Source organism: Ligilactobacillus sp., assembly GCF_036846325.1.
Classification (GTDB): Bacteria; Bacillota; Bacilli; order Lactobacillales; family Lactobacillaceae; genus Ligilactobacillus.
The window spans coordinates 1-12,284 of record NZ_DAIUCE010000061.1; the positions used below are offsets into that span (position 1 = coordinate 1).

Here is a 12,284-nt window from a genome sequence, read left to right on the forward strand (position 1 = left end):
TAGAACATCACCTTGCCATGGTGGGGGTCGCGGGTTCGAATCCCGTCTTCCGCTTTTTTTGTACCTTGATACATGGTATGAAGAACTTAATACAGTATAGTGATTATGGTGCGAAGGATATACCTGTTCCCATTTCGAACACAGAAGTCAAGCTTCGTAACGCTGAGAGTAGTTGGGGGATCGCCCCCTGCGAGGGTAGGACGTTGCTATGCATGAAAGCAAGGATTGGAAGGAATTTCAATCCTTTTTTAGTTATTTGCGTAAATGCGGGGAACAACAGTTGATATGTGTTGTTCATAAACGTTCGCAATCTTGGCACGTATCGTTAAACAACAGGATATTGCCCGTTTAAAGATGATTAGCTATCTGATGATATTTTCACGTATTTCTGTTCGTATCAAGGAAATTAATTGGTAGAACTTTAAAGATTTAAGATCAAAATTGTTTAGCATGTTCTAATTGAGGAAAATTCTCAATTAGAACATGCTTTTAATTCGTTTAAAAACGCTTACATTAATTTCAAATGGCTTTATATTGGACTATATGCGAACAATCAAAGAAAAAGCCTTGATTTTTAGGGGTTATTCGCTTAAATTAGATATAAGTTAGAAAGATTTAATATAAGAAGATTTTTCTTTGAATTTGCACGAGGTGGGGGATTGAAATGACCGAAGAAAGCAAAACAATGTACTGTCATGGCTATGAACATGATGCTTGCGGCATGGGTTTTATTACCCAGATTGACGGCAAGCCGAGCCATGAACTCATTGAACGAGCGCTTATCATGCTTAGTCGAATGAATCATCGTGGCGGTACTGGTTCAGAACCGGATACTGGTGATGGTGCCGGTATTTTATTTGCTATGCCTGACAAGTTTTTTCAAAAATATGCCGAAGAACAGGAATTTACGCTTCCGAGCTTAGGAGATTATGCTTTCGGCATGTTTTTCTTGCCGCAAAAGGAGCAGGAAAAAAATGCCATGCTTGGCTCAGTCACAGCAGAAATTACGGCATCTGGATTTAAGGTCCTGGCGACACGAAATGTTCCGTATGTTTATGAAAATTGCGGACCTACTGCTCAAAAAGCCATGCCTGGATTTGCACAAGTCATTATTCAGCGCCCGGCCGATACCGAAGCAGGACGTCCTTTTGAAGATCGTCTGTATCATTTGAGACGTCACCTTGAAAAGACATATTCTTCAAATGAATTTGCAATTGTCAGTCTTTCAAGCAAGACCCTTTGCTATAAGGGAATGCTTCACGCTTATCAAGTCGGTCAGTTCTATCCTGATTTGCATGATCCTGACATGTGTTCTGCGATTGCACTGACTCATTCCCGTTTTTCAACCAATACGTTCCCTAGCTGGAGTCGTGCGCAACCTTTCCGTTTCATTGCTCACAACGGTGAAATCAACACTTTGAAGCGTGCTGAAAACTGGATGAAGAGTCATAATATCGAAGTCTACAATGAAGAAGACTCTGATTCTGCCAAATTGGAAAACTGCATGGAATATCTGTATCGTAATGGTCGTGACATTCCACAGGCACTTTTGATGATGATGCCTGAAGCCTGGAGCGATAAGATGAATCTTCCAAAGGAAGAAAGAGACTTCGACGAATACAACTCGTCATTCATTGCCCCTTGGGACGGTCCGGCTGCTCTTTGCTTCACCGATGGCACGCAGGTAGGTGCCGTTTTGGATCGAAACGGTTTGCGTCCTTCGCGATACAGTCTGGTAAAAGGAAACTTCCTGATTACGGCTTCTGAATCAGGTGTTTACGATGTTGCACCTGAAGATATTATTGAAAAGGGAATCCTTGGTCCAGGGGAAATGATTCTGGTCGATACTTCCAAAGGGCGTTTCTACAACACCAAGGAAGTCAAGGAATACTATTCAACGCAGCATCCATATGGCGAATGGCTCAAAAACGAACAGGTCAAACTCAATGAATTGCCAGAAGCAGACATCGTTGAACATCTTTCCAAGCATGCATTGAAGACTCTCTGGCGTCGTCATGGCTACACGGAAGACATTATTCGTGATTCCATCATCCCGATGGCACAAAATGGCGAAGTTCCTGTTATTTCAATGGGCTTTGATTCACCACTGGCTGTTTTGAGCGAAAAGCCGCAGTCATTGTTTACTTACTTCAAGCAGCAATTTGCGCAGGTCACGAATCCGCCGATTGATGCGATTCGTGAAAAACAGATGATTGGTACTGAAATGTACCTGGGTGCTGACGGAGACATTTGCAAGGACGTTCCGGAAAATGCCCGGAAAATCAAACTTGATTCACCGATGCTTGTAGATGGAGAATTTGAAAGACTGCGTCATCTGAACGGCAAGGACGGATTCAAGGCGGGAGAGGTCTCGTTATGCTACAGCAACGTTGAACGTCCCCACAGACTGCAACAGGCTCTTGAAGATTTGTTCCGTGATGCCGAAAGCAAGGTTGATTCCGGTTGCAATGTTTTGATTGTCACTGATCGCGGTGCAACGCGTGATGATTTGGTTATTCCGGTTCTTCTGGCGGTTTCCGGCTTGAATAATTACCTTGTTCGCAAAGGTAAGCGAGGTTTGGTGTCAATCGTTGCGGATACTTGTGAAGCGTGCGAAGTGCATCATTATGCAACGTTGCTGGGATACGGTGCTTCTGCGATTCATCCTTACGGCGTATATGCAACGCTTGACTATTATGACCTTTCTGATAAGAAGGAGTCTTATCGTTCGGCTGCTGAAAAGGGAATCATTAAAATTATGAGCCGAATGGGCATTTCGACAATCGTTGGCTATCAGGGAGCCCAGTTGTTCGAAGCTGTCGGCATTTCAAAAGAAGTCGTTGACGAATACTTTACTGGTACGGTTTCACGTATCGGTGGCCTGACGCTTGACCAAATTGAAGAAGAATACCTTGAACGCTACAAAATGGCATTTGGCGAAAAAGCAAATGATGCTCTTCCAACGGATGGCAGTTTCAAGTATCGTTTTGAAGGCGAACATCACATGTTCAATCCGATGACGATGTACAAATTCCAACAGGCGGTCAAGACAGGCGATTACGAGCTTTACAAAGAATACGCAAAATTGATGCGCGATGAAGAACTGGAGCATCCTTCCACTCTCAGATCAATGTGGAACATCGAATCAGACCGTGACCCTGTTCCATTGAGCGAAGTTGAACCAGTCAGCCAGATTGTCAAACGTTTCAAGGCCGGAGCCATGAGTTTCGGTGCGCTTTCAAAAGAAGCGCATGAGTGTATTGCTCAAGCCATGAACGAACTCGGCGCAAAGAGCAACTGCGGTGAAGGCGGTGAAAATCGCTATCGTTTCAAGAAACAGCCTGACGGACGCGATATCAACAGCCGCATCAAGCAGGTCGCATCGGCGCGTTTCGGCGTTAATGCAGAATATCTGATGAGTGCTGAAGAAATTCAGATCAAAGTTGCTCAAGGCGCCAAGCCTGGTGAAGGCGGGCAGCTTCCCGGTGCCAAAAACTTCCCTTGGGTTGCTGAGGTTCGCGGTTCGGTTCCAGGCGTTCGTTTGATTTCTCCTCCGCCTCATCATGATATCTATTCAATTGAAGATTTGAAACAGCTTATTTATGATTTGAAGCAGATCAATCCTGGTGCTGCCGTTTCCGTCAAGCTTGTATCAAGCACAGGTGTTGGTACGATTGCGACAGGCGTTGTCAAATGCGGTGCTGATAAAGTCGTTATCTCCGGGTATGACGGCGGTACAGGTGCCGCTCCACGAATTTCCGTGCGCGATGCGGGACTTCCATGGGAGATGGGCATTTCAGAAGCTCATCAGACGCTTGCGCTGAACAATCTGCGCCAGCGTACGACAATCGAAACAGATGGCAAGCTTATGACGGGCCGCGACATTGCCGTTGCAATCATGCTCGGTGCGGAAGAATTCAGTTTTGGCTCGCTTGTGCTGGTTTCAATCGGATGCATCATGATGCGTGTCTGCAGCAAGAATACTTGCCCGACCGGTGTTGCCACGCAAGATCCTCGTTTGCGTAAATTCTTTAATGGCAAGCCGGAGGATATCAAGAACTGCATGCGTTTCCTGGCCGAAGATCTTCGCGAGGAAATGGCTGAGCTTGGATATCGTACGGTCGATGAACTTGTCGGGCATACGGAGCATTTGAAACCGCGTTTTGTTGCCAAGGGCAAGGCAAAGTCGCTTGATTTTGACCGTCTGCTTGGAACGCCAATCGGAATTTCACGCAAATCAAAGGATCCGTTTGCTCCAAAGTCAGAGTGGCCAGACCTCAATGCCTTTGCGGAAAGTGCAATTCAGGAAAAGAAGGCGGTTGTTCTCAAGTCCTCAATCAATAATATTCATCGTGCTGCCGGGACAAGAATCGGTGGTTGGATTGCAAAGCGGTTCGGGAACAATGGCCTTCCTTCCGGACACCTTAAATTTGAATATACGGGCGTTGCCGGGCAAAGTTTCGGTGCATTCATACCGCAAGGCCTGGAGCTTAAACTCATCGGAGAGGCAAATGACTATGTCGGCAAGGGCTTGAGTGGCGGACGTTTAATCGTCCAGGCTCCTGCCAAGGCAAAGAAGATATACAGCAATGCTCCGATTGTCGGCAACGTTGCCTGTTTTGGAGCTACCAGCGGCGAAGCATACTTCAACGGCCAAACCGGGGAACGTTTCTGCGTCCGCAATTCCGGTGCGACGGTCGTTGCTGAAGGCATCGGTGACCATGGCTGTGAATACATGACCGGAGGCATTGCAGTTGTTCTTGGCTCAACAGGTTGCAACTTCGGTGCCGGAATGTCCGGTGGGGTTGCATACGTCTATGATCCGGAAAATAAACTTAAGGACAACTGCAACATGGATATGATTGAGTTGTTCAAGCTCAATGAAAAAGGCAATGATTCCGTCTTGAAGGAAATTCTGGAAAAACATGTGAAGTTTACAGGATCAGAAAAAGCCAAGAGTCTTTTGAACAATTGGAAGAAGGAACAGGCAAATTTTGTTAAGGTCTATCCTAAGGAATATCGCCATATCAATGAAATCATGGCAGAGTGCGCCAAGAAGGGCACGCCTAAGGATCAGCTTGAACAAAAGGCTTTCGATATTATTACGGCATCCAAGTAGAAAAGGGGAATTGAATTATGGCAGATCCATTTGGCTTTATGAAATATCCGCGTGTCAACAATCCGATTCGACCGGTTGCTGAACGTATCAAAGATTTTGAAGAAATGGAAAACGTTCTTTCAGTTGAAGAACGCAGAAAACAGGCAGCACGCTGCATGAATTGCGGTGTTCCTCACTGTCATGCGGGCCAGTTTTATTCCGGCGGCCGCGCAGTCAGCGGCTGCCCGAATGATAATCTGATTCCTGAGTGGAATGACTTGATTTATCGTGAAGAAGACAAGCATGCTTTCGAACGATTGACTTTGACAAATCCTCTCCCGGAATTTACCGGACTTGTTTGTCCTGCTCCCTGCGAAGTTGCCTGTAATGAGGCCTTAAACGGCAAGGGCATTACAATCAAAAACAACGAACGCTATATCATTGAAACGGCCTATGAGAACGGTTGGGTAAAGGAAAGCGGGATGCCTCTGCATCGCAATGGAGTCAAGGTTGCAGTCGTCGGAAGCGGTCCGGCAGGATTGGCCTGTGCATGGCGGTTGAATCAGCTTGGCTATGACGTGACTGTGTATGAGCGCGACGATCATCCAGGCGGGTTGACGATGTATGGCATTCCGAATATGAAATTGCCTAAGGAAATCGTTGCTCGCCGTGTCAAGATTATGGAAGAAGTAGGGGTAAAATTCGTTTTGAACACCGAAGTCGGTGTCGACGTTTCGGGAGACGAATTGAAACGCGAGTATCAGCGAATCGTTCTTGCAATCGGAGCCCGTCAGGCACGCGATTTGAACGTTCCCGGACGCGAATTGGAAGGCGTCCGGCTTGCGGTCGATTATTTGACTGATGCGACAAAGAGCGTTTTGAAAAACGGAACGAAGGCAAGCAAGGAACTCGAAGGCAAGAAGGTCATGGTCATCGGCGGCGGTGATACGGGCAATGACTGCATTGCGACTGCCATCAGACAAGGTGCGGCAGAAGTCAAGCAGCTTGAAATTACCCGACGTCCGCCTGACAAGCGTCCTGCCGACAATCCGTGGCCGCAGTGGCCTAGAATTGCCAAGACGGGATATGGTCAGGAAGAAGCCAACGAATTATTTGAAGGCGTCCTGACTCAGTACGAAACCACGGCGGTCGGATTTGACGGCGTTGATGGTCATGTTTCAAGCGTGACGACGTGTCATGCACAGCTTTTCAAGCCTGTTCCCGGGACTGAAGAAAAGCATCCGGTAGATCTTGTGCTTTTGGCAATGGGCTTTACTGGTGCACAGAAGCAATTCCTGGATGAATTCGGTGTAACCGAGGTTAACGACGATTATACGACGAATGACGAAAAAGTCTACGTCGCAGGTGACGCTCGTCGTGGACCAAGTCTTGTGATTTGGGGTATCCACGAAGGGCGCATGGCTGCCGAAAAAGTCAATGAGGCTTGCAAAGCAGCCGCCCATGCCGAATAAGCGACATATTCGGCATAAGACATTAACATCATATTGCAATCAGGACTTAAGAGGTTTGGTCCTGGTTGCTTTTTTATTTTGTTAACATTTTTATAAAAAAGAGACTTGAATTTCTTCAAGACTCCTTTAGCATTATTCAATGCAGGCAGCTAAAAGCTACCAGTCCATAAGTGAGGACAGTTTTTTCCGGCAGCGGTTCAAGGCATTGTACGTCTTTTGATCAGAAATCCCTAAGTTTCTTGCTGTTTCCTTAACCGAAATCGTATTCAGCCAGTCAACCAATACGCTGCTTTCCAGAGACGTTAATTTGCCTGGGCACTTTAGCCATAACCTGTTCAAGTGTGATTCTGGCTTCAATTTCACTGAATGAATTTTCAGAGATGAACGAATTATCATCACCGCAGATTGAATCGAGCGGAACTGCCAGCACGTTACCCATGCGTTTACTAGCCGTTTCTTCACGTTTCAGCGTTGTAAACCGGTTATACAGGCTGGCTTTGAAGTAGCAGCCGTAAGTTGCCTTAGTCGTTGTCTGATTGTAGCTGAGAGCTGTAGTGCAGCAGATGATATAAGCCTCTTGAAGCAAATCGTCCCGGTCCAATGTTCTGAAACGAAACGAATTGATCGCCCTAATAACCAGCGGCTTGTATTTTGCAAACAGTTCTGCCAAAGAGTCCTCACAATGGTACTCTTTAAATCGTTGAAGCAATTTTTCCGTTGCTTCATCTTCGTTTTGAGTCATGATAATGCCCCCTTTTAAATATTCCTGTCGTGACTTGAATGTCACGAATATAATATAATTCTTTTTAAAGTGTTTGTCAGCATTTTATCATCTTAAAAAGGTATTTTTAATAATTATGTAATGTTAAGGAAATAAAGTAACAACTAAGTCTGTTTTTTTGTAAAAACTGAATTTGGCAGTTCCAGCATGATGTGTTTGCGGATAGTTTTATCTTGAATTTCCTTTAGCCGGGATGACGAGTTGGAGATTTTTTTTCTAATATCTGAAACGTTTGAATAGCGTTAATATGAGTACAAAAAATGAAACAGTTTCGTTATAAAGAATTTTTAAATCGAGCAGTAAACAGATGAAATTTATGTATGATGCCTGGATTCAAGTTATTACATGCTTTTGCAAGACCCTTTTTCAACTTAAAAAATCAGATTGATGTCAGCTAAGTCATGCGTTCCTTATAGAAGGCATATACAAGACCAACCATCTTGGAAAGTGTGCCGGAATTGAGGTGAAACCCCTGATGCCATTTTTGAGGACAACACGAAGACAACAACTCTGCACCCCTTATTTTCTTTTAAGAACAAAAAAGGCCGCCACATCAGCATCCGCTGACATGACGGCATTCATAATCATTAACTTAAGCCACTTACCGGACTTGAACCGGTGACCCCCACCTTACCATGGTGATGCTCTACCTGCTGAGCTAAAGTGGCATTCAGACTTACCTATTCAGTATATCTGATTAGAATGAAGAATGCAACAACAAATTAAGATTCTGCATTTTTTTCAAGGCTGAACGAAACCGTATAGAGCTCGGGCGGAATTTGTCTGAGCATTTCAGGCATCTGTTCCGGGCAGATCAGGGTCAATGAATGCATGGCGCGCGAACAGATTGTATAGAAGATGCCAAGCGTTTCTTTCGGAAATTTCTCTTCGGTAACGTCGCAAACGATGACCGAATCAAATTCAAGTCCCTTTGCGAGGTAGATTGGAAGAATCGTTATGCCTGACGGGACGGAAATGTCCTGATCGTTTAAAAGCGTGACGTCAAGAACATCTTTAAGCTTGAAGAAAAGGTCTTCCGCATCCTGCCTGTTTTTTGTAATCAGGGCAACCGTCCCGTTTTGATCAAGCGCGTTTTCAAGCATTGTGTGCAGGTCTTTGAGTTCTTTTTTCGGACTGCTCATGCAGATTGCCGGTTTGGTGCCGGAACGCGCAAATGAGCGGATCTCGCTTTCGTTTGGAAGAAGGGACTTCATGAAGTCGGTAATCTGTTTGGTCGAACGATAGCTGGTGTTCAGTTCGATGATGCGGCAGTTTTTGACCTGCAGGCTTTCGTTTAGCTTTTGAAGCAGTGATTCCGGTTCTTCAAGCGGGTTGAAGAGAGCCTGCTCACTGTCTCCCAGAAGTGTGAGCCTTGCATTCGGAAAGGCATGTTTCAGGTAAACCATGGCTGCCATTGAGTAATCCTGCATCTCATCAATGAAGAGGTGTTCGATCGAACGGTTCTTTCCTCCTCCGGTCAGCAGGTCGCGCAGGTAAAGCACCGGCGCGCAGTCACTCAAAGAGATTCTGTGAAATTCAACGTTCTCCGAAAATTCATGCGCTGAGTCGGGAAGCATGCGTGTTAAGAAGTCATGATATTGGGCATAGACGTCAAAAAAGAAGCCGTTGTAAAGTCCGTCATAGATCCGGGCAAACTTTCTTTCGGCAATTTTTTCGCCGATGTAGAATACTTCCTGATCGAGACTTTGAAAATGATTTCTGCGTTTTCCTCCAATCAGATTGTTATACTCTTCATCTGAGAGCAGATCGATTGCTGCGCGCATTTCCCTTGAACGCGCTGTGGTTTTGATGAGTCTGTTCAGGCGCTTGATCAAGGTATTCTTGATTTCAAGGAACTTGTCCCTTTGTTTCATGGCAGCCGGGAGCCTGGCAAAAATTTCCTGAATCACCTTTGCAGAGAAGATGACCTGACCGTCAGGAAGAGTCATGTCGGCAAATTTCAAGTCTTTTGCGTCCAGTTTTTTTGCATAAGCGAATATTTCTTGCATGAATTCGGCAGACTCCTTGACTTGCCGCACTTCAAGCTGTTTTTGAGTCAGCAGCGGGCTTTTTTCATAGCGGTCAAAAAGCGTTTCGACGTTCAGTCCCTGGAATCTGCGGCTGAAAAATTCAGCGAGCGTGACCTGCCGCATGTTGCGTTCGCCAAGACTTGGCAAAACTTCTGAAATATAATGCGAAAACAGCAGATTCGGTGAAAACAAGACGATTTGATCGGCAGAAAGCCTGCGGTTGCTGTGGTAAAGCAGAAAGGCGATTCGCTGCAGGATAGCGGAAGTCTTGCCGCTTCCGGCAACGCCCTGGACCAGAAGCAGGTCATGTTTCGTGTCCCTGATGATGTCATTTTGTTCCTTTTGGATGGTGGCAACGATGTTTTTCATGTATTCATCGCTGTGTTCGCCTAAAACGGCCTGAAGCATTTCGTCGCCAATCGTTTCGTTGGTGTCAAACATGTGTCTGATTTTGCCGTTGACGATCGTGAACTGTCTTTTTTTGACAAGTTCGGTTGTCTGCATCCCCATCGGTGTTTCGTACTGAACGTTTCCAAGCGTGCCGTTGTAGAAGATTGAAGAAATCGGGGCACGCCAGTCATAGACGAGGAAATCGCGGCTGTTCTCCGCAAATGAGGCCGTTCCGATGTAAAGTGATTCGGTTTCCGATTCACCCGGATCCAGGATGTCGATGCGTCCGAAGTAAGGAGAGTCTTTCAAAAGCTCAAGTTTCGAGAGTTCCTGTTTTAAAATGCGTTCATTTTCGACGTTTTTCGCAACAAGCTGCTTTTGCTGCTGGACTTCGGCATTTGTTTCCATGCGGTCATCGACTTCAAATGTATTGATTCTGGCATTTTGCACATAGTTCTTTTCAACGGAGGACGTTTCCTCGTGTGCTTTTTCAAGTTCATCGCCCGTAGTTTCGATTTTTTCTCTGATGCGGCCGATAACGTAATCGACGCGCTGCTGCTCTTTTTTCTTTTCAGGATCCAAGAGAAGATACCCCTTTCAAAGCAATTGTTTTCACAAACGGCTTCTGCTCCGTCTGCTGCGGTTTTTATGTTCGTTGTCGTCAGAAGCGGAATCCGGGATGAATGAAACGTCCGTGTCGATTATGCCGAAGTTCTTCAGCATCAGCGACTCGATTCTTTCACCAAGACGATAACTTTCCAGGACACTCATTGTACCATCAACGATGACCACCACGTCAAGCGTGACGAGATTTCCGTTATAGTGTGCCTTGAGCTCATCGACCTCCCTTACGCCGTCAATTCCTTCGATATATTCCCTGAACTGTCTTTCTGCCTTGGGATCAAAATAATCAGCAAGATTCAGGCTGCTGTCAGTGAAAATGCAGAGCCCCGAATAGAAAATGTAGATTCCGACGACGATGCTGGCGGCCCCGTCAAGCCAGGCGACGTTAAAGAGCAGGGCGCCGCCGATTGAAAGAAACGTTCCGATGCTGGTAAGGGCATCGCTCAGGCTGTCTTTGGCAGAAGCCGTCAGAGCTGCATTTTTCAGGCGCAGTCCGGCCCTTTTATTGTAAATCCAGATTAAAACCATGATGATGCTTGCGATTGCGGCACCAAGCAGGGCAATCGGCTGGGGAACGATGCGTTCCGACGGATTAAGCAGTGCCTTGATTCCGTCGACGATAACGCTTGAGGCGATGACGATCATGATGATTCCGGTAACAAGCGTGAAGATGGTCTCGTAGCGCCAGCGCGTGAACTGGATTCGCTGATCGTTGCCTGTTTTCCGCAGTGAGATTTTCGGAAGCGGAATGCCGGCGATGTCATCATCGTCAATGTCCGAGGCAATGTGAATGCCGATAATCAGCAGTACGGTCGAGATGATGCCTGAAAGGTTGTTGAAGGCATCGGCTTTCAGCGTCTGTGAGCCGCTGATTGAAGAAAGGATGATTTCAATGACGGAAATCAGCAGGTAGGCGCCGATGTTCACATAAAGATGCCTCTTGGCTGAAATCAGTTTACCGAGTTCCTTTTGCTGAATTCTTTCCCAGTCCTCAAATTCTTTTTTCAAATGCTTGTCGATCTGGCTGATTGGAGTCACCTTCTTTCATTTTTTAATTATAATTGAGCGTTCTGAAAGTGCAAACAATATGAACTGTGTGTTAAAATTATAATATATGTTACTTGAGGAATGAAGGGGGTGTGATCAAGTGAGGAAAAGATATCTGCTGGCATCGCTTTGCTTTGGCGCGATGGCTTCATTTGCCCTTGCGAAGCCTGCGACTGTTCATGCGGACAACGAGTTTGATTTGAACGTTGAATCGAACGACTCGCTTTTTTCATTGAAAAACAGTTTCAACTTCAGCTACAACAATCAAAAGGCTGTACTGGCAAACAAGGAGGAAGCGCTGCTTAAGAAAAATCAGGTAGAAGAAGCAGTGCTTGAAAAGAAGAATGCCGATGCCGAGGCTTTGAAAAAAGCCGACAACATTAAGAAAATCAATGATTTTCAAAAAGATGCGCAAAAAAGACTTGATGATTTGAAAAAACAACAGGCTGCTGATTTGGAAAAGGCGACGAGCGAACATGATGAAAAAGTTGCGGAATTGAAAAAGGAAATTGAAGAACTTGACAAGGATGCAGGCGATTATCAGGACAGGCTGGCCGAATTGAACGAAAAAATCGAACAAGCCGACAAGGCTCTTCAGGATTTTAAAAGGAAGCAGGAAGATGATTACGCAAGGCTTGCGCAGGAACTGGCTGATCAGCAAAAGCAGCTGGAACAGCGACTTGCTGAAGAACTTCAGAATCTTATCAGTCAAAACAAGCAGAAACTGGATGAATTGACTGCCAAAAACAAGACTGCTTTAGACAAGTTAAAAGCGGATGATCAGAAGATTCTGCAGGATCTCGCTGCAAAGTACCGCAGCATGTATCAGCAGGCACAGCTTA

General features: G+C 45.7%; 6 protein-coding genes, 1 tRNA gene and 1 rRNA gene. 4 read left to right on the top strand and 4 right to left on the bottom strand.

Features of this window, described 5'->3' with window-relative positions:
• Window positions 1-95: 95 nt before the first annotated feature.
• The 3 genes from rrf to V7Z60_RS06735 all read left to right on the top strand — a co-directional run bounded on the left by rrf (window position 96) and on the right by V7Z60_RS06735 (window position 6,570).
• Window positions 96-212: ribosomal RNA gene (gene rrf, locus V7Z60_RS06725) — 5S ribosomal RNA — on the top strand.
• A gap of 452 nt (window positions 213-664) precedes the next feature.
• The gene (gene gltB, locus V7Z60_RS06730; RefSeq protein WP_334117073.1) at window positions 665-5,119 is read left to right on the top strand and encodes a glutamate synthase large subunit; all 4,455 of its coding nucleotides are present in this window, start codon (window positions 665-667) and stop codon (window positions 5,117-5,119) included.
• 17 nt (window positions 5,120-5,136) lie between these two features.
• Entirely contained in the window at window positions 5,137-6,570 is a 1,434-nt protein-coding gene (locus tag V7Z60_RS06735) for a glutamate synthase subunit beta (RefSeq protein ID WP_334117074.1), read from the top strand.
• Between the two features lie 274 nt (window positions 6,571-6,844).
• Here the strand turns inward: V7Z60_RS06735 and V7Z60_RS06740 are convergent, their stop codons facing one another.
• From V7Z60_RS06740 to V7Z60_RS06755, 4 genes are all read right to left on the bottom strand, one after another.
• Window positions 6,845-7,312 carry a sigma-70 family RNA polymerase sigma factor gene (locus V7Z60_RS06740; protein ID WP_334117075.1) on the bottom strand — a complete coding sequence of 156 codons (468 nt, stop codon included), beginning with the start codon at window positions 7,310-7,312 and terminating at the stop codon, window positions 6,845-6,847.
• Window positions 7,313-7,946: 634 nt separating this feature from the next.
• Window positions 7,947-8,019: transfer RNA gene (locus tag V7Z60_RS06745), tRNA-Thr, on the bottom strand.
• Between the two features lie 54 nt (window positions 8,020-8,073).
• The gene (gene helD / locus V7Z60_RS06750; protein WP_334117076.1) at window positions 8,074-10,353 is read right to left on the bottom strand and encodes an RNA polymerase recycling motor HelD; all 2,280 of its coding nucleotides are present in this window, start codon (window positions 10,351-10,353) and stop codon (window positions 8,074-8,076) included.
• 30 nt (window positions 10,354-10,383) lie between these two features.
• Window positions 10,384-11,424: a cation diffusion facilitator family transporter gene (locus V7Z60_RS06755; protein ID WP_334117078.1), complete on the bottom strand. Its 1,041-nt coding sequence runs from the start codon at window positions 11,422-11,424 to the stop codon at window positions 10,384-10,386.
• A gap of 118 nt (window positions 11,425-11,542) precedes the next feature.
• Here V7Z60_RS06755 and V7Z60_RS06760 point away from each other — a divergent pair.
• Window positions 11,543-12,284 (top strand): hypothetical protein (locus V7Z60_RS06760; protein WP_334117077.1); only part of this gene is annotated, 742 nt, incomplete at its 3' end.